The following is a 20529-nucleotide window of genomic DNA, read 5'->3' on the forward strand; positions in this document are numbered from 1 at the left end:
CGGCCCCGGCCGCCCCCGCAGCCCCTGCCGCGTCCGCACCCGCCGCCGCCCCCGCAGCCGGCGGATCCGCGGCAGGCGCCCAGCCCAGCCCCGTCGGCGACCCCAACCAGGTCCGCCAGATGTGGCCCGCCATCCTGGACGCGGTCAAGAACCGCCGCCGCTTCACCTGGATCGTCCTCAGCCAGAACGCCGAGGTCGTCGGCTTCGACGGCGCCACCCTGCAGGTCGGCTTCGCCAACGCCGGCGCGCGCGACAGCTTCGCCAACAGCGGCAGCGAAGAGGTCCTCCGCCAGGCGATCGGCGACGTCTACCAGGGCCAGGTCCAGTGGAAGATCGAGCTCGTCGTCGGCGGCGCGGGGGCAGGCGCCCCCGCAAGTGCCCCCGCCGGCGGCTTCGGCGCCGACTTCAGCGGTGGCTTCAGCGGCGCCGGGTACGCCCCGCAGGCCCCCGCGCACGCCGCTCCCCGAGCGGCCACGGCCCCCGCCCCGGCGGCCTCGCAGCCCCAGGCGGGCCAGCAGAACCAGTACCAGGCGCCCGCGTCTCCCACGCCTCCGCCGCCCCCGCCGTCCCAGGCGTACCGCGAGCCCGAGCCGCCGCCCGTCGCCCCCGAGGACGACATGCCCGCCGAGGACGACCCCGACCTCGACGAGACGGCCCTGACCGGCCACGACCTCATCGTCCGCGAGCTGGGCGCGACCGTCATCGAAGAGATCGCGAACGAGTAACACAAACGGGCAGGGCGAGCCCGCAAACGGGCAGGACGAGCCGCAAACGGATACGGCGAGTCGCCCCACCAGCCCGCCCCACCAGCAACAACACCGGAAACCCCCCGGGTGCGCCGCATGCGCCCCCAGGCGCCCCCTGTTCTTCTTCGTCCGGCATGGGGCGCCGGAGGCGGCGACCACGTAGGCTCGGGCTACCGAGACAAACGTCGTCGAAAGCCAGGAGCGAACCCGTGATTCCCGGTGGTGGCCAGCCCAACATGCAGCAGCTCCTCCAGCAGGCGCAGAAGATGCAGCAGGATCTCGCCGCGGCGCAGGAGGAGCTCGCCCGTACGCCCGTCGAGGGCACGTCGGGCGGCGGCCTGGTGAAGGCGACGGTCACCGGCGCCGGGGAGCTCCAGGCCCTGGTGATCGACCCCAAGGCCGTCGACCCCGAGGACACCGAGACGCTCGCCGATCTCATCCTCGCCGCCGTCCGTGACGCCAACGCCTCCGCCCAGCAGCTGCAGCAGCAGAAGCTCGGCCCGCTCGCTCAGGGCCTGGGCGGCGGCAGCGGCATCCCCGGCCTGCCGTTCTAACAACATCAAACAACCCAAGAAGGAGCATTCGATCCGTGTATGAAGGCGTGGTCCAGGACCTCATCGACGAGCTGGGCAGGCTGCCCGGCGTCGGTCCCAAGAGCGCGCAGCGGATCGCCTTCCACATCCTCCAGGCCGAGCCGGCCGACGTCCGCCGGCTCGCCCACGCCCTGACCGAGGTCAAGGCCAAGGTCCGCTTCTGCGCGGTCTGCGGCAACGTCGCCCAGGAGGAGCGGTGCCGGGTCTGCCAGGACCCGCGCCGCGACCCCGCGGTGATCTGCGTCGTGGAGGAGTCCAAGGACGTCGTCGCCATCGAGCGGACGAGAGAGTTCCGCGGCCGCTACCACGTCCTCGGCGGGGCCATCAGCCCCATCGAGGGCGTCGGTCCCGACGATCTGCGCATCCGCGAGCTGCTCGCCCGCCTCGCGGACGGCACGGTCACCGAGCTGATTCTGGCCACCGACCCCAATCTGGAAGGTGAGGCCACCGCCACGTACCTCGCCCGCATGGTGAAACCCATGGGGCTCAAGGTCACGCGGCTGGCCAGCGGCCTCCCCGTGGGGGGAGACCTTGAATACGCCGACGAGGTCACGCTCGGGCGTGCCTTCGAAGGGAGACGACTTCTCGATGTCTGACGCAACGCTGCACGACGCCAAGCGCGACCCCGACGACTTCGCGGTCTCGGTCGCGGACTCCATCGAGAGCTTCATCGTCGCCGTCGCCGAGGTGTCGCGCGGCGATGAGCCCGACAGCGCCGTGCCCTTCCTGCTGCTGGAGATCTCCCAGCTGCTCCTCACCGGCGGCAGGCTCGGCGCGCACGAGGACTTCCTCCCCGACGAGCGGTACGAGCCCGACGTCGGCCCCGAGCCGGACGTCGACGAGCTGCGGGAGCGCTTCGCCAGGCTCCTCGACCCCGTGGACGTCTACTCCGAGGTCTTCGACCCGTACGTGCCGCGTACGGCCCCCGTCGCCTGCCGCATCTCCGACGACCTCGCCGACATCATCACCGACCTGCGGCACGGCATGGCCCACTACCGGGACGGCCGGGTCAGTGAGGCCCTGTGGTGGTGGCAGTTCTCCTACCTGTCCAACTGGGGCCCGACGGCCTCGGCCGCCCTCCGCGCCCTCCAGTCCCTGGTCGCCCACGTCCGCCTCGACCAGCCCCTGGACGAGCTCGGCGGCCTCGACACCGACTCCGTGGCGACGGAAGAGCGGCTCGCCGAGGAGGCGGGGCGCGTGATGGAGGCGGAGATCGCGGGCCCGCTTGGGCTGCGCGGGGCCTGACGGGCCCAACTTCGGCCATCGTTGACGATTCGACGTCCCCGGCCGCCTTCCCCTTCGTAGCCTGCGAGTGAGCGTGACGGGCCCGGCAGATCCCGGGCCGGTCGCTCACCAATGAGGGGAAAACGAGGGGAAGAGGACATGGACGTCACTCCCGGCACCGGAAACCCTGCCGACCACCCCGCACTCTCCGCCCAACTGGGCGACACCGCCTTCGGCTACTTCTACGCCTCCGCACTGCGCGCCGTCACCGTCCACCGCGTCGCCGACCACCTCGCCGACGGCCCGCTGCAGATCGACGAGCTCGCCCGCCGCGCGGACCTCCACGGCCCCACCCTCCGCCGCGTACTGCGCCTCCTCGCCACGCGCGGCATCTTCCAGGAGGACGAACAGGGCGCCTTCGCCCTCACCCCGGCCGCCGAGCTCCTCCGTACGGACGTGCCTGCCTCGGCGCACACAGGAATGGTCTGGCTTACGGACGAGATCTTCCAGCGATCAGCAGCAGGCCTGGAAGACACCCTCCGTACGGGCAGGACGCCGTTCGAAACGGCATACGGCATGCCTTTCTTCGACTACCTGCTGACGGACGCCGACGCCCAGCAGCTCTTCGACACCGGCATGGCGAACATGTCCGGCCCGGAAGACGAACTCATCGCCGACGCGTACGAGTTCCCCGCCACCGGCACGATCGTCGACGTCGGCGGCGGCCGCGGCGGCCTGGTCCGGGCCGTGCTCAGGAAGAACCCTGGGCTGTCGGGCGTGCTGTTCGACCAGGAGCAGACGGTGGCCGAGCACCTCCTGGACGAGGGCGCCGGCGCCAAGGAGATCGCCGGCCGCTGGCGTACGGACGGCGGCAGCTTCTTCGAGTCCGTGACGCCCGGCGGCGACATCTACGTCCTCAAGCACATCCTCCACGACTGGAAGGACGAGGACTGCCTGCGCATCCTGCGCGCCGTCCGTACGGCGATCCCCGCAGGCGGCAGGCTGCTGGCCGTCGACGCGATCCTCCCGGCAGGAAACGAGCCGCACTTCGCCAAGACGCTGGACATCATCATGCTCGCCGTCGTGACGGGCCGCGAGCGTACGGAGCAGGAGTTCCGCGACCTGCTCGGCGAGGCGGGCTTCAGGGTGGACCGGATCATCGCCGTCCCCAACTCCACCTCGATCATCGAGGCAGTGCCGGTCTAACCTCGCCGAACCCTGACGCGGCGCCGAAGTTCCCCCGTACACGCACACCCGTGCGGGGGAACTTTGGCCGTTCTGGCTCGTATCCGGCTGGCCGGGCCTAGCCTCTGGCGCAACCATGTCGGTACGGACCGTGAGGTGAACGGCGACGATGCTGCGCAATTCCCGACCCCCCATTGCATGGCGGTACTGCGGCGGCCAGATCAAGATGTGGCGAGCAGAAGCAGGCGTCTCCCGGGAGCAGTTGGCGGCGGAAGCCAACTACGACATGGAGACGGTGAAGTCGATGGAGCAGGGCAGGCGTAGGCCCACGCAGCGGCTGCTGATGGTGGCGGATCAACTATGCGGGGCGAAGGGGTTGCTGATCGCGGCGGAGGAGTACCTGCAGCCGGAGAGGGACCTGACGCGAGAACCGGAGTACTTGGCGGCTGAGGCCGTGGCGATCGCCATGCACAGCTTCGAACTCGTACTCATCCCCGGCTTGCTGCAGACCGAGGAGTACGTGCAGGCACTCATGAGTGCTCACATGCCTCCCCTGTCCGAGGCGGAGATTGAGGAGGGTGTCGCACATCGCATGCGGCGCCAAGAGCGTCTGGGCGAAGAGACGGTGCTGTTCAACTTCGTGATCTACGAGGCTGCCCTACGCACCATGGTGGGCGGCCCCGCGGTGGTGAAGGGGCAACTCCGGAGGCTGCTGCAGACAGGGGAACAGCGAAACGTCTTCATCCAGGTCCTGCCTGCTGGCGAAGGCTACTTCCCGGGCATGGAAGGCGCATTTAGGCTGCTGGAGAGCCCTGAGTGCGAACACTTCGTCTTCATGGAAGGGCATGGGACCAGCTCTTTGGACTCTGAAAGCCACAGGGTCAGCCAGATGGCGAAGCGCTTCGCCATGCTCCGCATGCAGGCCCTCAGCCAGGAGAAGTCCAGGCGGTTCATCGGCGAGTTGATGGAGGCGTTGTGAGTGACAAGTTGTCGTGGTTCAAGTCGAGTTACAGCGGTTCTGAACCCAAGACGGATTGCGTCGAGATCGCCGCAGCATCGGGATGTATGCGGGTCCGGGACTCGAAGCTCGGGGGTGTGGGGCCGCGGTTGTCGATATCGGCCCACGCCTGGGAAGCGTTCATAACCTACGCGTCCGAGGCGGCCGTGGGCTGAGCTTCGGGCGTCGGAGGTCGAGATCCGAGCCTTTTATGCAAGGAATGGGCGGGGAGGTTGAAACCCACCCTCCCACCCATGGCGTGGTGGCGGCAGGCTCCGAACTCGCCTATACCACAAGTGACATGACTTTACGTGATCGGGTCGCGACGATCCGCTGCAACCGTGTAGCGTGCGCAACAACAAGCAACCCCCGCCGGTGCTGACAACACCGAACGGGGGTCTGACCATCGAGATCGAGAGACGCGATCCCATGGCTGTTGCCAACCTTAGCGCTGACGCGCCCCCGTACGCTCCCCCCATGGCCCGACCCGGCTTCGGAAAACGTTCCGCACCCGGTCAGGCACCCCGCCGCGCGGACGACTTCGCTCACCTGCCCGCCCGCGAGGCCTCCATCGCCAGCTACCTGGACCGCCTGCCCGAGGGCGCGGCCATGGACGTGAAGACCCTGGCCAAGGAACTGGCGGCGTACGGCCAGCAGGCCATCCGCACCGCGCTCAACTACCTCGTACGGGCCGGTTACCTGTTCCGCCGCCGCGAGCCGGTGGGGGAGGGACGTACGCAGTGGGTGTTCCGTACGTACTTCTCGCGGACGCCGCGGAACGACGCGTGGTGGAAGAGGTTTTTGAAGGGCGACGCACCGCCCGAGCGGGTTGACGCCACCCCCGAACCCGAACCCGTACCTGACCCCGTACCGGCGGCGCAGCCTCCGGCCCGCTCCCGCGCGTACAAAACGCTCGCCATGCTGGGCCGTACGGGCGACCGCCGCGTGACGCTGTCGGCGTCGGAGTGCGCGCAGTTGGAGCCGCTGGTGGCGGAATGGTTCGCGCGGGGAGCGGGGGAGGCGGACGTCGTCCGCGCCGTGTCGTCGGGCCTGCCGCCGGAAGTCCACTGCGCGGGGGCTTTCGCCCGCCGCCGCCTGATCGACAAGATCCCCCCGGAGCCGTTCCACGAGCCCGCCGACCTGCCCGGTCCGGCGCCCGCCGCAGATAGGCCGGAGTGCGAGTCGTGCGGCGTTCCAGGCCCCCCGGAAGCGTTCTCGGAGGGCTTGTGCCGACCCTGCCGCCCACCGTTCCTGCGCTTCGACGCGGGCGACGGGGACGTGGACCCGGCGTACGCGGAGGAAATCCACCGCCGCGCGGCAGGCATCAGGGAGTCCCTGTACCGGCGGCGACCTGGCGATGTGCTGAACCGGAAATCAACCCGCAAGCGGAGTAAAAACTGACCTCTTTCAGTGGTCGCCGCGACCGTCGCCGGGCGGGGTGATCCCGATGGCTTCCAGGTTCCGCGCCTCTGCGCCGGCCGGATCGAAGGGCTTCGCCGCAGTGAAGACGATTCGCGCGTTCTCGGGGGTGATGACCTCCACATCGCGGGTGTTCCAGGGGGTGTCCCGCGGACCGTCGACCGAGTCCGGGCGCAACGCACGGCAGGCCTCGACAAGCGAATCGACCTGGCTGAGCACGCCCGCGAAACTGAAGCTCATCGCCGGAGGCTGCTCCGGAACGCTCGGCGCCGAGACGAGGAGCACGTCCTGGAACGCCCACCGGCGCAGATGCACAAGTGTTCCGGGAATGCTGAACAGCTCGAAGAACCCGAGCCCGCGAACCCAGAAGTCCACCGACGCCGCCAGATCGGTCGTGGGGATCGTCACGAACGCGGGCATTCCGTAGATGCCATGGAAGGGCTCCGGCGGAACCGCATCCGGGCCGGGGGCGGGCACAGGACTCATCTCGAACGCGTTGTAGTAGTCGCTCATGCGGCCCACCCTGCATCCTCACGCTACGTGAGGAGCAAGCCGCTGGATCAGCCGACGCCCTCCGCGTACTGTCCGCCCTGTTATGTGATCTTGAAGAACCCATATGGGTTCATGGGGGGCAGCAGGATGAAAGGCATGGACGAATACCGCGTCACGGGCGTCGTCTGGCGGATCGTCGCGACCTTGTGGGTTCTCGCCGGGCTCGCCGCCCTCTGCTGGGTGACCTTCTCCATAGGGTGGGGCGCCTACCTCGACGCGTTCCCCGATGACGACGGGGAGTCCTACGTCATGCTGGCGGCGGCGATCCTCACGCTCCCGCTCCCGCTCGGTGCGCTGGTCCACGGTCACCGCGCCCGTACGTGGGTCGCCGACGACGGTCTGCGGACGCGCCGCCTGGGCCGCGTCCGCTTCCTGCCCTGGCAGGAGATCGCGAAGGTCGACATCGGCCGGCACCGTTACGGCAACGACGGCCCGTACCACAACCTCTACATCCAGGTCCGGCTGCGGAACGGCCGGCGCCGCAAGCTGCCCGCCCTCGCCACCGAACCGCGGATGTACGCCGTCCACGCGGACATGGTGGCGCGCTGGAAGGCCGCCACCGACGCGGCCACCGCTGCAGCCACCGACGCGGCCAACCACACCGACGCGGGCGCCCCGCACGGCACCCAACCCCGTATGGTGCAGCTCACAAAGTGAGTGGCTCGGGTCGCAGAGGGCAAGAGCGATCATGGGCGGTCCGACGGCGTACCGCTCACGATCATGACGCGGGCGACACGTCTCAGCATGCGATATCGGCATGGCTGAATCCGGCCGCTCGTTAGACTGAGCCGACCGCATTACACAGAGCTGCGAGGAGCGCACGTGGGCCTTGTCGTGCAGAAGTACGGAGGCTCCTCCGTTGCCGATGCCGAGGGCATCAAGCGGGTTGCCAAGCGAATCGTGGAAGCCAAGAAGAACGGCCACCAGGTGGTCGTCGTGGTTTCCGCGATGGGTGACACGACGGACGAGTTGATCGATCTCGCCGAGCAGGTTTCGCCGATGCCTGCCGGGCGTGAGTTCGACATGCTGCTGACCGCCGGAGAGCGGATCTCCATGGCCCTGCTGGCGATGGCGATCAAAAACCTCGGCCACGCGGCGCAGTCGTTCACCGGCAGCCAGGCCGGTGTCATCACGGACGCGGTCCACGGCAAGGCGCGCATCATCGACGTCACGCCGGGCCGCATCCAGCAGTCGGTGGACTCCGGCAACATCGCGATCGTGGCCGGCTTCCAGGGCGTGTCCCAGGACAGCAAGGACATCACGACCCTGGGCCGCGGCGGCTCCGACACCACCGCCGTCGCTCTGGCCGCCGCGCTGAACGCCGAGGTCTGCGAGATCTACACCGACGTCGACGGCGTCTTCACCGCCGATCCGCGGGTCGTGAAGAAGGCCCGCAAGATCGACTGGATCTCGTTCGAGGACATGCTCGAGCTGGCCGCGTCCGGCTCGAAGGTGCTGCTGCACCGCTGCGTCGAGTACGCACGCCGATACAACATCCCGATCCACGTCCGCTCGTCCTTCTCCGGTTTGCGCGGCACCTGGGTCAGCAACGAACCGCAAGGGGACCAGCCGATGGAGCACGCGATCATCTCGGGCGTCGCGCACGACACGTCCGAGGCGAAGGTCACGGTCGTCGGGGTGCCGGACAAGCCGGGCGAGGCCGCGACGATCTTCCGGGCCATCTCGGACGCCGAGATCAACATCGACATGATCGTGCAGAACGTCTCGGCGGCCTCCACGGGCCTGACGGACATCTCCTTCACCCTTCCGAAGGCCGAGGGCCGCAAGGCGATCGAGGCGCTGGAGAAGACGAAGGCGCGCGTGGGCTTCGACTCGCTGCGCTACGACGACCAGATCGCGAAGATCTCGCTGGTCGGCGCGGGAATGAAGACCAACCCGGGCGTCACGGCGACGTTCTTCGAGGCGCTGTCGAACGCCGGGGTGAACATCGAGCTGATCTCGACCTCCGAGATCCGCATCTCGGTCGTCACGCGTGCCGACGACGTGAACGAGGCCGTCCGCGCGGTGCACTCCGCCTTCGGCCTGGACAGTGAGAGCGACGAGGCCGTCGTCTACGGAGGCACCGGGCGATGACCTCCGGCCCCGCGGCCCGTACCGGCACCTTCGCGGGTGCCGGTACGGGCCGTAAGCCGGTGCTCGCCGTCGTCGGCGCCACCGGCGCCGTCGGCACGGTCATGCTGGAGATCCTTTCCACGCGGCAGGACGTGTGGGGCGAGATCCGGCTCGTCGCCTCCCCGCGCTCGGCGGGGCGCCGGCTCACCGTGCGCGGCGAGGAGGCCGAGGTCATCGCGCTGAGCGAGGAGGCGTTCGACGGCGTCGACGTCGCCATGTTCGACGTGCCGGACGAGGTCTCGGCGCGGTGGGCGCCGATCGCCGCCGCCAAGGGCACGGTCGTCGTGGACAACTCCGCGGCCTTCCGGATGGACCCGGACGTTCCGCTGGTGGTGCCCGAGGTGAACGCGCACGCGGCGCGCGTGCGGCCGCGCGGCATCGTCGCGAGCCCGAACTGCACGACGCTGTCGATGATCGTCGCGGTGGGCGCGCTGCACGCCGAGTTCGGCCTCAGCGAGCTGGTCGTCTCCTCGTACCAGGCGGCTTCCGGGGCGGGCAAGGCCGGTGTCGACACGCTGCGGGCGCAGCTCGCCGCGGTGGCCGGCTCGTCGCTGGGCACGCAGCCCGGTGACGTGCGACGGGCGGTCGGCGACGGGCTCGGCCCCTTCCCCGCGCCCCTCGCGCTGAACGTGGTGCCGTGGGCGGGCTCCCTCCGGGAGGACGGCTGGTCCTCCGAGGAGCTGAAGATCCGGGACGAGTCCCGCAAGGTCCTGGGGCTGCCGTCGCTGCGGGTCGCGGCGACGTGCGTACGGGTCCCCGTGGTCACCACGCACTCGCTGGCCGTGCACGCGCGGTTCGAGAACGAGGTCACGGTGGAGCAGGCCCACGAGATCCTGGCGAGCGCGCCGGGGGTCGTGCTCGTGGACGACCCCGCGGAGGGGGAGTTCCCCACGCCCGCCGACGCGGTGGGCACCGATCCGACGTGGGTCGGCCGGGTGCGCCGGTCCCCGGACGATCCGAAGGCGCTCGACCTCTTCGTCTGCGGCGACAATCTGCGCAAGGGAGCGGCACTGAACACGGCTCAGGTCGCCGAATGCGTGGCGGCGGAGCTGACCACTCCCTAATCTGGAGAAGTGGTGAAGGTCTTGCAGGTCCTGTGATCAAGTCGTTGGTCCAGACCTCTTGAACTGGGCAGATGAAGTGTTCGACGATGCGCTCCCCGCCCACTGCAACCGTCAGCGGGCCGGGGGCGTCTTTGCTGCCGTCTCTCAGGGCGGTATCAAAACCGGGGCATTGAGGAAGAGCTGGTACGCATGAGGGCATATGACGCATCGTCACGCGGCGCATCGTCAGACGCGGTGCCTCGCGTGTACAACCCTGACGGGGGGAAGCGTGTCCAACAGGCGTGGCAGAGGTCATCAGCATCGCAACCGCCCCGAGGCGCGGCGGCAGTGCACTGCGTCCGCGTTCCCACCCGTCGTCGGGCGGCATGCCGGTGATCGCTCCCTGGCCGACCACCCGGCCCGCCGCCCAGATCCCGCCCCAGCGGGGGGACGCTGACGAAGCAATGGCAGCGGGCACCACAGTCGACCACCTCACCGAGACCTACAGGGCCCATTACCGGTCCCTGCTCGGCCTTGCCGCGCTGCTCCTCGACGACACCGCCTCCTGTGAGGACGTGGTCCAGGAGGCCTTCATACGGGTGCATTCCGCGCGCAGCCGGGTCCGGGAGCCGGAGAAGACCCTTGCCTATCTGAGGCAGACTGTCGTCAATCTGTCCCGTTCCGCGCTCCGCCGCCGGATCCTCGGGCTGAAGCTGCTCTCCAAGCCGATGCCCGACATGGCGAGCGCCGAAGAGGGTGCGTACGAACAGCTGGAGCGCGACCAATTGATCAAAGCGATGCGTGGACTGCAACGCCGCCAGCGGGAAGTCCTCGTCCTCCGCTACTTCGCCGATATGACCGAGGCCCAGGTCGCCGAGACCCTGGGCCTCTCGCTCGGCTCGGTCAAGGCGTACGGGTCGCGGGGCATCGCGGCGCTCCGCGTCGCCATGGAGGCTCCGGTATGACCCGCCCCCCTTATGACGGGCCCGGTCCCGCCGACGAGCGCGGCGGGAGCATGCACGACGGCGAGACGCACGACAGCAGCAGCACGCACGGCCTCGGCGGTACGGACGGCCTCGGCAGTACGCATGACATCGGCGCTACGCACGGCATCGGCATGGACGAGCAGACGCTCCGGCAGCTGCTGCAGGGCGCCGTCGAAGACCTCGAGCCCGCCCCGGACTCGCTGGAGCAGATCCGGCGCGCCGTGCCGGCCCGGCGCACCCGCCGCCGGCAGGCCCTCGTGGGCGCCGCGGCCGCGCTGATCCTCGGCGGCACGGCCCTGCCCGCCGTCGTCCACGTCGCCACCACCAGTGACGCGGTCGAGGACCGCCACGCCAACACGGCCAGCAGCCGGCACACCCCCGAGGAGCCGGCCGCCGAGCCCGACGGGGTGAGCGACGGCGGCGGACGCCCCGAGGAGGGCGAGGCCCGGAACCACGACGAGAAGCGGGAAGAGCGCAAGGAAGAGGGGAAGAAGGGCAACGAACCCAAGCCCGCCGGATCCTCCCCCGCAGGCATCCCTCCCGCGCCCACCAACACCTTCGCCGCCGTCTCCCCGACCTGCGACCGCGACCAGCTCGGCAAGGGCAGCGGGACGGTCGGCCCGGCCGACCGCGACGGACGCGTCTACGGCGCCTTCCGCGTGGTCAACGTCTCGCGCGCCGTCTGTACGGTGGGCGGGCCGGGGACCGTCGCGGCGAGCCCGCGGGGCAGCGCCGAGAGCGGGCGCGTCTCCGTCGTGGACCACACGCCGGGCGACGCCGCGACCGGCCTGCCCGACCCGACGAGCGAGCCCAGCGAGGTCATCCTCCAGCCCGGGCAGGCCTACGAGGTGAAGTTCGCCTGGATCCCGGCCGGCGACGGCGGGCGCAACGGCTGCGCCAAGCCCGGCGGCGGCGGATCCTCCCCGGCGCCCTCCGCCGGCGGCGGTGCCAGCGCCTCCCCGGCCGGCTCCTCCGCGGCGACCCAGCAGCAGCCGGCCGTGCCGGACTCGCCGCCGCCCACGCCCCCGCCGAGCATCGTCCTCAGCCACACCCCGGACGTGGGCGAGCCCGCGATCGCGGACGCCAAGATCGACGACGCGTGCGCCGGCACCGTCTACCGGACCGGCCCGATCGTCCCGCCGGGCTGAGGACGCCGGGCTGCCGCGCCCGCCGTGATCCTGCCGGAGGCACCACGGCAGGGGGCGGTGCCGGCCCCCGTGGCCGTGCCCGTACCGTGGTGGTGTGTATCGGTTCCTGCTGACTCCCCGCTGGTGGGCGATCAACGTCTTCACCGTGGTGGCCATCCCCTTCTGTCTCTTCATGGGCAGCTGGCAGCTCGGCCGCTTCGAAACGCGCGTCGACTCGCACCGCGAGCAGCAGACGCAGGCCGACGACGCCCGTGAGGCCGCGGCCGAGCCGCTGCGCGACCTCCTCCCGGTGACGACCGAGACCTCCGGCCGCAAGGCGACCGCCTCCGGCCGCTACGACGCCGAGCACCAGCTGCTCGTGCCGGGGCGGACGCTGGACGACCGCGAGGGCTTCTACGTGCTGACCCTCCTGCGCACGGACGACGGCAAGGCCCTTCCCGTCGTCCGCGGCTGGCTGCCCGGCGACGCGGACTCCAAGGCCGACACCGCCAAGGTCCCGGCCCCGCCCGGCGGCCACGTGACCGTCACCGGAGCCCTCCAGTCCTCGGAGAGCCCCGGCTCCAAGGGCGTACGGTCCGGCGGCGGGCTGCCCGCCGGCCAGCTCGGCGTGATCAGCGCCGCCTCACTGGTCAACGTCGTGCCGTACGGCGTCCACGACGCGTGGATCACCGCCACGGCGGCGGACGGGGCCATGACCCCGGTGCCCCCGGCCGCCGCCCCGGGCAGCGGCCTGGACCTCAAGGCCTTCCAGAACCTCGGCTACACCGGGGAGTGGTTCGTCTTCGCCGGCTTCGTGCTGTTCATGTGGGCCAGGCTCTTCCGCCGCGAGGCGGAGGCCGCACGGGACCTGGCCCTCGGCATCACCCCGGAGCAGGCTCCGGGCGACCCGGTTTCGGGTGCCCCGATTTCGGGCGGGAAGGCTCCGGGCGACCCGGCTCCGGGCGGGCAGGCTACGGACGATTCCGGTCAGGACGATTCCGGTCAGGAAGGCTCTGGTCAGGACGGCTCCGGTCCGGACGGCCCAGATGACGCTCCGCAAAAGCGATCTCCAGCCGGAGCTGCTTGATCCGCTCCTCCACCACCAGGGAGCCGTGCCCCGCGTCGTAGCGGTACACCTCCAGGGGGTGGCCGCGCTGCTCCAGCCGCTCCACGTAGTTCTCGATCTGGCGGATCGGGCACCGCGGGTCGTTCATGCCCGCGGAGATGTAGACCGGCGCCCGCACCTGGTCGACGTACGTCAGCGGTGACGACGCCTCGTAGCGCTCCGGGACCTCCTCCGGGGTGCCGCCCAGCAGCGTGCGGTCCAGGGCCTTCAGTGCCTCCATCTCATCGTGATAGGCCGTCACGTAGTCCGCGACGGGCACGCCGGCCAGGCCCAGCGCCCAGGCCTCCGGCTGGGTGCCCAGGCCGAGCAGGGTCAGATAGCCGCCCCACGACCCGCCCGCCAGCACCAGCCGCTCGGGGTCGGCGATGCCCGCGGAGACCGTCCAGTCGCGGACGGCCGCGATGTCCTCCAGCTCGATCAGGCCCACCCGGTGCTTGAGCGCGTCCGTCCACGCCCGGCCGTAGCCCGTCGAGCCCCGGTAGTTGACGCGGACGACCGCGTAGCCGTGGTCCACCCAGGCTGCGGGGCCCGCGGCGAAGGCGTCGCTGTCGTGCCACGTCGGGCCACCGTGGATGTCGAAGACCGCCGGGAACGGGCCGTCGCCCTCCGGCTTCTGGATCAGGGCGTGCACCTTGCCGCCGGGACCCTCCACCCACACGTCCTCGACCGGGACGGAGCCCGGCGCGCGGCCGACCCCGCCCGGCATCGCCGGCGGATCCAGCACGACCTGCCCGGTCGTGGACCGCACCGCAGACGGCTCGGCGGCCGAGGACCACAGGAACTCCACGCTCCCGTCCGGCCGCGGCAGGGCGCCCGACACCGTGCCCGCCGGAGTGTCCAGGCGGGTCAGCGACCCCCCGGCCAGGTCGTAGCGGAACAGCTCGCTGCGGGCCTGGAAGCTGTGCTCGATCAGCAGCGCCGAACCGTCCGGATACCAGCCGGCGTCCAGGTCGCCCGGCAGGTCGACGGCCAGCGCCGTCTCCTCGCCCGTGGCGGCGTCCCACAGCATCGGCTCCCAGCGACCCCGCCGCTGGTGCCCCACGAGCAGCCGGGAATCCCCGGCCACCGGCGCGAAGCCCATCACGGCCAGGCCCAGCTCCTCCGTGCCGCCCCGCGTGTCGTCCAGCTCGGCGACGGTGCTGCCGTCCGGCCGCACGATCCGGACGGCCGAGTGCATCGCATCGCCGTGCTCGGTGTGCTCGATCGCGATCAGGGTCCCGTCCTGCGACATGCCGCCGACCCCGGCCGACTCCGCGTGGCGGTAGATCTCCACGGGCGCGGCCCCGGGCCGGGCCACGTGGACCGTGGACCCGCCCTTGTCCGTGGAGCGGCCGACCACGGCCGTGCCGTCCCTGCCCAGGGCCAGGCCGGCCGGGTAGGAGGGCTCCAGGCCGGGCGTGGCGGGCTCGTCGGGGCCGCCGTGGAAGGGCTGGCGCATCCACACGCCGAACTCGTCCCCGTCCGTGTCGGCGAACCACCAGATCCACTCGCCGTCGGGCGGGAGCACCCCGCCCGTCGTCCCGTTCGGCCGGTCGGTCACCTGCCGCTGCGCGCCCGTCGCCCTGTCCCACGCGTACACCTCGAAGGTGCCCGTCACGTTCGACACGAACAGCGCGCGGTCGGGGGCGTCCTTCGCCCATCTCGGCAGCCCGACCCGCGGTGCCCGGAAGCGCTTCTCCCAGTCCGGCACGGCCGCACCGGGCCTCTCGTCGTTCAGCTCGGCCCCGTTGCTCTCAGTCATGGACCCATTCTGCGCCGGAGCGCGGGCCGGGCGTCCAGGCGAGCCCCCAGCCTGTGGATAACTCCCGTTCCGCTTAAGGAGCCAGGAGCCAGGAGCCAGGAGTCAGGGGTCAGGGGTCAGGGGTCAGGAGTCAGGAGCGGTCGCCCGGCGCCGGGCGCAGGCCCAGCCGGCCGCCCGTGTCGTCGTCGAAGTCCGCCAGGAAACCGGCCAGCAAGTCAGTGAGGTGGTTCAGGCACCGCGCGCCGAACAGCACCGGCTGGTAGCCCGAAGCCCGGTAGGGAGTCGCGACGACCGCGTGCACGTCCAGCTCGCGGACCTCGCACCGGTCCAGCCGCGCGAGCTCGCCGTACGAGGACAGCAGCGCCGCGCCGTAGGCCTTGGGCGGACCCGCGCCCGGGCCTTCCCCGGGTCCGGAGTCCGTCATCACGCCGAACTCGAGCGTGAACCAGTACACCCGGCTGATGAGGTCGAGGGCCTCGGGCGTTTCGAGGCGCGTCGCCGTACGCCCGAACATGCGGTACAGCTCCGCGAACCGGGGCGAGGCGAGGTGGATGCCGTGGCCGAACACGTCGTGGATCACGTCCGGTTCGGGCGTGTACAGCGGCACCGACGGATGGCGGACGAACTGCACGGCATGGAAGTAGCCGTCCTCCATCGCTCCCAGGAAGCGCCGGTTCTCCACGAAACCACCCGCGAGCGTGAACTCGAACCCGGTCAACGGCTTCAGCCGCTCGCTGACCTCGGCGTGCTGCGGCACGTGGTCGGCCGGGATCGGGGCCGCTTCCACCGCGTCCAGGACCTCCCGGCAGGCGTGCGCCCGGTGCGCACCGTCCAGCGCGCCGTGAACCGTGCGCCACGTCGCGTGCTCGGCCTCGGTGTACTCCACGGCGGGGGAGGGGGCGCCCACGCGGTGCCCGCGGGCGAGGCTCGCCAGGGCGTTCCGCCGCTGCAGATACAGGCCGTCGCTCCGGCCCGGGTGCTGCGCCGCCGTGCCGAGCAGGCCCTCGGGCGTCACCGGCGTGCGTGACCAGACTTGACTCATGACACACAAGGTGCCCATGCCGCATCAGAGAGTAACCCTCTGGCACTCAGGGGCGCCGAATCGCGGCTTGAGATGCGCCGGGCCCGTACCGGTGCCAGCGTTGACTGTGGGCCGCCCTGCGTACAGGAGGTTTGTCATGACGACCAAGACGGCGTGGAACGCCCAGATCGACATCACTGAAGAGGGCCGCAAGGTCACCGCCGACGCCACGCTGATCGGCAAGGGCGGGCAACGGCAACTAGTGGGGCACGGCGTGGCCCGGTGCAATCCGGCCGACCAGAACGACCCCGCCATCGGCGACGAACTCGCGGCTGCCCGCGCTCTCGCGGACCTCACCAACAAGCTGCTCGACAACGCCGCGCACGACATCGAGTCGCACACGCATCAACCGGTCAAGGGGTCCCTCAAGTCGTAGTCTCTCAGGCCGTCCGTAGCCTCTCGGGCCGTAGCCTCTCGGGTCGCAATAGCAATACCCGATAATCGCATCCGGGCATTCAATGGGTATGTAGTGCTGGAATGCTCGGCAGGTCCCCTCATCCCTGTTGGCCTCCGAGGCATCGGAGTAGCATCGCCTGGCCCTGGTCCGGACTCCAGGAGAATCCCTGATCAGCCAGTGGGACGGAGAGGACCCGGCCCCGCTCGACGCCTTCCTGTCCGCCGTGGAAGAGGGTGTGACCGTCACCGCGGTGCACCTGCAGTACATGCGGGATTTCTACGCGGACGTGTACGCACCAGCCGGCGGAATCCCGGAGATCAGCGACGCCGTCCACGACCGCGGTACGGACGGCGCGTACGTGAGCTATCCCGACACCTATATCGGCGTGGCGTCCGACCCGGATCCCGCCTATCCCAGGCTTTACTACAAGGGGAACTACGCCCGGCTGCAGGAGGTGAAGAAGTACTGGGACCCGAAGAACCACTTCCACCACAAGCAGCCCATCCGCCTTCCCTGACGAGAGCCGGAATGGCCATTCGCGAGCCTGAGCGGGAACAGGCGTCGGAGCCGGCGTCGGAGCCGGTGCCGGAACCGGTGCCAGAACGACGCGCCTCCGGGCGGCGTGGACTGCTGACAGGGCTCGCCGGGCTCGCCGCGGGGGCCGCACTCGGGGCCGGCAAGCCTCCCGCGCCCGCGCCGCCGGGCCTCGTCTTCATCGGCGCGTACACGTCCGTACCGGGCGGAGGCACCGGCTCCGGGACCGGCTCCGGCTCCGGGACCGGCTCCGGTATCGGCCTCGCCTCGTACGACCGGCGGACGGGCCGGATGACCGCGGCGGGAGTGATCGAGGGGGTGCCCGACCCGTCCTACCTGGCGCTGCACCCGCGCGGCCACACCCTCTACGCCGTCAACGAGCAGCAGAACGGCACTGTGACGGCCGTCCGGCTGGCCGACCGCCGGATCCTGGGGACGCGGACCACCGGCGGCGCCCTGCCGTGCCACGTGTCGGTCCACCCGAGCGGTCGCTGGCTGCTGACCGCCAACTACTTCTCGGGCAGCGTCGCCGTTCACCCGATCGACGCAACGGGCGGCCTGGCCGAACCGTCCGACGTGGTCCCCCACCTCGTCCCCCCGCCCGGCCCGGGCCAGGAGAGCGCGCACGCCCACCAGATCATCACCAGCCCCGACGGCCGCTTCGTCCTCGCCGTGGATCTCGGCAACGATACGGTGTACACGTATCGCCTGGACCCAACCGCCGGACGGCTCACGCGAATTGCCCATGTGAGCCTCGCGCCGGGAGCGGGCCCGCGCCATCTGACCTTCCACCCCCGCGGCAAGTTCGCGTATCTGGCGAACGAACTCGACAACACGGTCGTCGTCTGCGCCTACGACCCGGCGACGGGTGACCTCAGCCCGGGACCGGCACGGCCCACCGGCTCCGGCACCGGCGGCACCAGGAACTATCCGGCGCAGATTTTGGTCGGAAAGTCGGGCCGTTTCGCGTATCTCGCCAACCGGGGGCACAACAGCATCGCCCGCTATGCCGTCGAGGCGTCCGGCGCACGGCTGCGCCTGCTGAACACCGAGCCGGTGCGCGGCGACTTCCCGCGCCACATCGCCTTCTCCCCCGACGAGCGCCTGCTCTTCGCGGCCAACCAGCGGTCAGGTTCTGTGACCGTGTTCCGGGCCGATCCCGGGAGCGGCAGGCTGACGCCTTCCGGAGCCTCGTATACCGCTCCGGGTGCTGCCTGCACCTTGGTTCGCTTTTGACATTGTTTATCCCCTTCTCGGCGGGTGACGAGAACTCGAATGACGACTTGTCGTCATCGGTTCTCATGGACCGGCGAGGCGTGTCCGGGCCAGAGTTGATCAACAGGGAGTGGCGGCCCGGCCTGCCGCCGCGCAACGGGGGGATCTCATGTGGAGTACGCGTTTCTTACTGCCTCTCCTGACACCCTTTGCGCTGACGCGCCCGTAACAGCAGGCCGGTGGAAAAGAGCAGGTCGGTGATGTTCCCACCTGCCGCAGTCCGCCGCCACGCCGGCCCGCCCGGGACACGGGGAAACCCCGGGGTACGCGGAAATGCGAGGCGATCAATGATCTATCAGAGCACCCACGAAATGATTCTGGACGATGTTTTTCTCGACCTGTCCGGCTTCATATCAGGAGTAAATCTCCTGCTCAAGGTCGAAGGCTTCAACCCGGCCGGTTCCATCAAGATGAAAGCCGCTGTCGGCCTGCTCGAGGATGCGGAGGACCGGGGCCTCCTGGCGCCCGGCGGGCACGTCATCGAATCCTCCTCGGGCAATCTCGGCATCGCGCTGAGCTCGGTGTGCGCCGCCCGCGGCTACCGCTTCACCTGCGTGGTCGACCCCAACACGTCCGCCCACAGCATCGCGCTGATGCAGGCCTACGGCGCGGAGGTCGTGTCCGTCGACCAGCGGGACAGCAACGGGGGCTTCCTGCAGTCCCGTATCGACTACATTCACCGGCGCATCGCCGCCGATCCCGCACTCGTCTGGCCCAACCAGTACGCGAACCCGGCCAATCCCAGGGCGCATTACGAGCGCACGGCGGCCGCGATCGTCAAGCAGGGGCTCGACATCGACTACCTCTTCGTCGGAGCCGGAACCACCGGGACGCTGATGGGCTGCGTCGCATACTTCCGGGAGAACTCCCCGCGGACAAAGGTGATCGCCGTCGACACCGTCGGTTCCGTCACCTTCGGAAACCCGCCCGGAAGGCGCCACATACCGGGGCTGGGCACCAGCAGGCGGCCCGAGATCCTCGATCCGGAACGGATCGAGGACATCGAGCACGTGGCCATGGTCCCCGAGATCGAAGCCGTCCACATGTGCCGGCTGCTGGCCGCGCGGCGCGGCATCGCGGCCGGCGGCTCGACCGGGTCGGTGCTGGCCGCCGTCGAGCGTCAGAGGGAGCAAATCCCGTCCGGCGCACGGGTCGTGGCGATCGCACCCGACCTCGGGGACCGGTATCTCAGCACCATCTATGACGACGCGTGGGTGGAGGAACGGTTCGGCGCGGACGCGTTGCCTCTGTCGCTGCCGCGTCCACGGGTTCCGGCGTAGCCCTCTTCCACAGTCACGAAGTCCTCATTCCTGAGCCCATGAGTTTCCAACTTATCGAAGGGATAGCGATGTTCGAGTTCAGCGTCATCGGCGGAAAGACCGCACGGGACATCATCGCCCGTACGCGGCAGCAGATCGTCTCGGAGGTGCGCGACACCTATCTGACCCACCACGCGGGCGAGTCGGTCAATCCCAACAGCTATTTCCTGCGCTTTCCTGACAAGCCCGACAGCCGCATCATCGCGCTGCCGGCCTACCTGGGAGGCAAGGCCGACGTCGCGGGCATCAAGTGGATCAGCAGCTTCCCCGCCAACATCACCAAGGGGTTCCCGCGCGCCTCCGCGGCCCTCCTGCTCAACGACTACGAGACCGGCTACCCCTTCGCCTGCCTGGAGGCCTCCCAGATCAGCGCGGCCCGTACCGCCGCCTCGGCCGTCCTGGCCGCGGAACAGCTGACCGGCGGGCGGACCGCCCGGCGGCTGACCATCGTCGGCGCAGGCATCATCGCCCGCAACATCCTGGAGTTCTTCACCGCCCAGGAGTGGTCCGTGGACGAGCTGGTCATCCACGACCGGCTGCCCGAGTACAGCAAGGCCTTCGCCGAGTACGCCACCTCCTCGCTGGGCCACCGGACAACCACCGAGGACGACCTGACGGCCGCCCTGACCGGCTCCGACCTCGTCGTCCTGGCCACCACGGCCGGTGAGCCGTACATCACGGACCCCGCCACCTTCGCCGCCGGCCAGGTCGTGCTGAACGTCTCGCTGCGCGACATCGGCCCGGAGATCATCCTGGGGGCGCAGAACATCCTCGACGACGTCGACCACTGCATGACGGCCAACACCTCGCCGCACCTGGCCGAGCAGAAGTACGGCCACCGCGACTTCATCGACGGCACGCTCGCGGACGTCATCCGCGGTGACGTCCGGCCCGTCGAGGACCGTCCGGTGATCTTCTCCCCGTTCGGGCTGGGCGTCCTCGACCTCGCCGTCGGCATGCACGTCTACCGCACGGCGCGGGAGAGCGGCGAGGCCGTGGACGTGCCGGACTTCTTCGGCGAGACCCGCCGGTGGTGACGGTGACTTCTTCC

At 70.2% G+C, this 20529-nt stretch carries 21 protein-coding genes and 1 pseudogene; 19 read left to right on the forward strand and 3 right to left on the reverse strand.

All coding sequences use genetic code 11. The features are described 5' to 3' along the window. The 8 genes and pseudogenes from B7P34_RS37205 to B7P34_RS03945 form a co-directional block, all read left to right on the forward strand. A pseudogene (locus B7P34_RS37205) lies at positions 1–725 on the forward strand (hypothetical protein); the annotation flags it as partial. A gap of 257 nt (positions 726–982) precedes the next feature. Beyond that, on the forward strand, positions 983–1300 hold the full coding sequence (locus tag B7P34_RS03915; RefSeq protein ID WP_223267498.1) for a YbaB/EbfC family nucleoid-associated protein: 318 nt from the start codon (positions 983–985) through the stop codon (positions 1298–1300). Positions 1301–1335: 35 nt separating this feature from the next. Continuing rightward, a complete protein-coding gene (recR, locus tag B7P34_RS03920; RefSeq protein ID WP_030367243.1) occupies positions 1336–1935 on the forward strand; it encodes a recombination mediator RecR in 600 nt (199 codons plus the stop codon). Next, the gene (locus B7P34_RS03925; RefSeq protein ID WP_106674364.1) at positions 1928–2584 is read left to right on the forward strand and encodes a DUF5063 domain-containing protein; all 657 of its coding nucleotides are present in this window, start codon (positions 1928–1930) and stop codon (positions 2582–2584) included. Before recR ends, B7P34_RS03925 begins: the two co-directional genes overlap by 8 nt. A 138-nt stretch (positions 2585–2722) precedes the next feature. After that, complete coding sequence (locus tag B7P34_RS03930) at positions 2723–3769, forward strand: methyltransferase (protein WP_106674365.1); 1047 nt, start codon at positions 2723–2725, stop codon at positions 3767–3769. Between the two features lie 148 nt (positions 3770–3917). Next, the gene (locus B7P34_RS03935) at positions 3918–4727 is read left to right on the forward strand and encodes a helix-turn-helix domain-containing protein (RefSeq protein WP_106674366.1); all 810 of its coding nucleotides are present in this window, start codon (positions 3918–3920) and stop codon (positions 4725–4727) included. Next, positions 4724–4921: a DUF397 domain-containing protein gene (locus B7P34_RS03940; protein ID WP_106674367.1), complete on the forward strand. Its 198-nt coding sequence runs from the start codon at positions 4724–4726 to the stop codon at positions 4919–4921. Before B7P34_RS03935 ends, B7P34_RS03940 begins: the two co-directional genes overlap by 4 nt. 301 nt (positions 4922–5222) lie before the next feature. Next, a complete protein-coding gene (locus B7P34_RS03945) occupies positions 5223–6146 on the forward strand; it encodes a hypothetical protein (protein ID WP_223267475.1) in 924 nt (307 codons plus the stop codon). Between the two features lie 6 nt (positions 6147–6152). On the opposite strand, the gene B7P34_RS03950 is transcribed toward B7P34_RS03945, so the two are convergent. Then, positions 6153–6677 carry a VOC family protein gene (locus B7P34_RS03950; protein ID WP_106674369.1) on the reverse strand — a complete coding sequence of 175 codons (525 nt, stop codon included), beginning with the start codon at positions 6675–6677 and terminating at the stop codon, positions 6153–6155. A 135-nt stretch (positions 6678–6812) separates the two neighbouring features. Here B7P34_RS03950 and B7P34_RS03955 point away from each other — a divergent pair, with 135 nt between their 5' ends. From B7P34_RS03955 to B7P34_RS03980, 6 genes are all read left to right on the forward strand, one after another. Further along, complete coding sequence (locus B7P34_RS03955) at positions 6813–7373, forward strand: PH domain-containing protein (protein ID WP_146166723.1); 561 nt, start codon at positions 6813–6815, stop codon at positions 7371–7373. Between the two features lie 165 nt (positions 7374–7538). Further along, complete coding sequence (locus B7P34_RS03960; RefSeq protein WP_106674371.1) at positions 7539–8810, forward strand: aspartate kinase; 1272 nt, start codon at positions 7539–7541, stop codon at positions 8808–8810. Beyond that, positions 8807–9913: an aspartate-semialdehyde dehydrogenase gene (locus tag B7P34_RS03965; RefSeq protein WP_106674372.1), complete on the forward strand. Its 1107-nt coding sequence runs from the start codon at positions 8807–8809 to the stop codon at positions 9911–9913. The genes B7P34_RS03960 and B7P34_RS03965 overlap by 4 nt, the downstream gene beginning before the upstream one ends. Before the next feature lie 443 nt (positions 9914–10356). After that, positions 10357–10857: a SigE family RNA polymerase sigma factor gene (locus B7P34_RS03970; protein ID WP_223267476.1), complete on the forward strand. Its 501-nt coding sequence runs from the start codon at positions 10357–10359 to the stop codon at positions 10855–10857. Next, entirely contained in the window at positions 10854–12026 is a 1173-nt protein-coding gene (locus tag B7P34_RS03975; protein ID WP_223267477.1) for a hypothetical protein, read from the forward strand. The genes B7P34_RS03970 and B7P34_RS03975 overlap by 4 nt, the downstream gene beginning before the upstream one ends. 94 nt (positions 12027–12120) lie before the next feature. Continuing rightward, a complete protein-coding gene (locus B7P34_RS03980; protein ID WP_146166724.1) occupies positions 12121–13092 on the forward strand; it encodes an SURF1 family protein in 972 nt (323 codons plus the stop codon). On the opposite strand, the gene B7P34_RS03985 is transcribed toward B7P34_RS03980, so the two are convergent. Both B7P34_RS03985 and B7P34_RS03990 read right to left on the reverse strand, forming a co-directional pair. Continuing rightward, on the reverse strand, positions 12977–14872 hold the full coding sequence (locus B7P34_RS03985; RefSeq protein ID WP_106674373.1) for a S9 family peptidase: 1896 nt from the start codon (positions 14870–14872) through the stop codon (positions 12977–12979). The two genes, B7P34_RS03980 and B7P34_RS03985, sit on opposite strands and share 116 nt — an antisense overlap. A gap of 130 nt (positions 14873–15002) precedes the next feature. After that, entirely contained in the window at positions 15003–15914 is a 912-nt protein-coding gene (locus B7P34_RS03990; protein WP_106674374.1) for a phenylalanine 4-monooxygenase, read from the reverse strand. Between the two features lie 136 nt (positions 15915–16050). Here B7P34_RS03990 and B7P34_RS03995 point away from each other — a divergent pair, with 136 nt between their 5' ends. From B7P34_RS03995 to sbnB, 5 genes are all read left to right on the forward strand, one after another. Next, the gene (locus B7P34_RS03995) at positions 16051–16329 is read left to right on the forward strand and encodes a dsRBD fold-containing protein (RefSeq protein ID WP_106674375.1); all 279 of its coding nucleotides are present in this window, start codon (positions 16051–16053) and stop codon (positions 16327–16329) included. 256 nt (positions 16330–16585) lie between these two features. Then, a complete protein-coding gene (locus tag B7P34_RS04000) occupies positions 16586–16867 on the forward strand; it encodes a BBE domain-containing protein (protein WP_223267478.1) in 282 nt (93 codons plus the stop codon). A gap of 77 nt (positions 16868–16944) precedes the next feature. Further along, positions 16945–18120 carry a lactonase family protein gene (locus tag B7P34_RS04005; protein ID WP_223267479.1) on the forward strand — a complete coding sequence of 392 codons (1176 nt, stop codon included), beginning with the start codon at positions 16945–16947 and terminating at the stop codon, positions 18118–18120. 326 nt (positions 18121–18446) lie between these two features. Next, a complete protein-coding gene (sbnA, locus tag B7P34_RS04010; RefSeq protein WP_106674377.1) occupies positions 18447–19439 on the forward strand; it encodes a 2,3-diaminopropionate biosynthesis protein SbnA in 993 nt (330 codons plus the stop codon). A 38-nt stretch (positions 19440–19477) separates the two neighbouring features. Continuing rightward, positions 19478–20515 carry a 2,3-diaminopropionate biosynthesis protein SbnB gene (gene sbnB / locus B7P34_RS04015; RefSeq protein WP_223267480.1) on the forward strand — a complete coding sequence of 346 codons (1038 nt, stop codon included), beginning with the start codon at positions 19478–19480 and terminating at the stop codon, positions 20513–20515. The last annotated feature ends 14 nt before the right edge of the window (positions 20516–20529 follow it).

Origin of the sequence: Streptosporangium nondiastaticum (assembly GCF_003011965.1) — a bacterium.
In the GTDB taxonomy this organism is placed as follows: domain Bacteria; phylum Actinomycetota; class Actinomycetes; order Streptomycetales; family Streptomycetaceae; genus Streptomyces; species Streptomyces nondiastaticus.

What these genes read in the sequence shown, in the direction of transcription:
- B7P34_RS03915 (WP_223267498.1), top strand. Translation starts at nt 983, where the DNA reads ATGCAGCAGCTCCTCCAGCAGGCGCAGAAGATGCAGCAGGATCTCGCC.
- B7P34_RS03925 (WP_106674364.1), top strand. Translation starts at nt 1,928, where the DNA reads ATGTCTGACGCAACGCTGCACGACGCCAAGCGCGACCCCGACGACTTC.
- B7P34_RS03930 (WP_106674365.1), top strand. Translation starts at nt 2,723, where the DNA reads ATGGACGTCACTCCCGGCACCGGAAACCCTGCCGACCACCCCGCACTC.
- B7P34_RS03935 (WP_106674366.1), top strand. Translation starts at nt 3,918, where the DNA reads ATGCTGCGCAATTCCCGACCCCCCATTGCATGGCGGTACTGCGGCGGC.
- B7P34_RS03945 (WP_223267475.1), top strand. Translation starts at nt 5,223, where the DNA reads ATGGCCCGACCCGGCTTCGGAAAACGTTCCGCACCCGGTCAGGCACCC.
- B7P34_RS03950 (WP_106674369.1), bottom strand. Translation starts at nt 6,677, where the DNA reads ATGAGCGACTACTACAACGCGTTCGAGATGAGTCCTGTGCCCGCCCCC.
- B7P34_RS03955 (WP_146166723.1), top strand. Translation starts at nt 6,813, where the DNA reads ATGGACGAATACCGCGTCACGGGCGTCGTCTGGCGGATCGTCGCGACC.
- B7P34_RS03965 (WP_106674372.1), top strand. Translation starts at nt 8,807, where the DNA reads ATGACCTCCGGCCCCGCGGCCCGTACCGGCACCTTCGCGGGTGCCGGT.
- B7P34_RS03970 (WP_223267476.1), top strand. Translation starts at nt 10,357, where the DNA reads ATGGCAGCGGGCACCACAGTCGACCACCTCACCGAGACCTACAGGGCC.
- B7P34_RS03975 (WP_223267477.1), top strand. Translation starts at nt 10,854, where the DNA reads ATGACCCGCCCCCCTTATGACGGGCCCGGTCCCGCCGACGAGCGCGGC.
- B7P34_RS03985 (WP_106674373.1), bottom strand. Translation starts at nt 14,872, where the DNA reads ATGACTGAGAGCAACGGGGCCGAGCTGAACGACGAGAGGCCCGGTGCG.
- B7P34_RS03990 (WP_106674374.1), bottom strand. Translation starts at nt 15,914, where the DNA reads ATGAGTCAAGTCTGGTCACGCACGCCGGTGACGCCCGAGGGCCTGCTC.
- B7P34_RS03995 (WP_106674375.1), top strand. Translation starts at nt 16,051, where the DNA reads ATGACGACCAAGACGGCGTGGAACGCCCAGATCGACATCACTGAAGAG.
- sbnA (WP_106674377.1), top strand. Translation starts at nt 18,447, where the DNA reads ATGATCTATCAGAGCACCCACGAAATGATTCTGGACGATGTTTTTCTC.
- sbnB (WP_223267480.1), top strand. Translation starts at nt 19,478, where the DNA reads ATGAGTTTCCAACTTATCGAAGGGATAGCGATGTTCGAGTTCAGCGTC.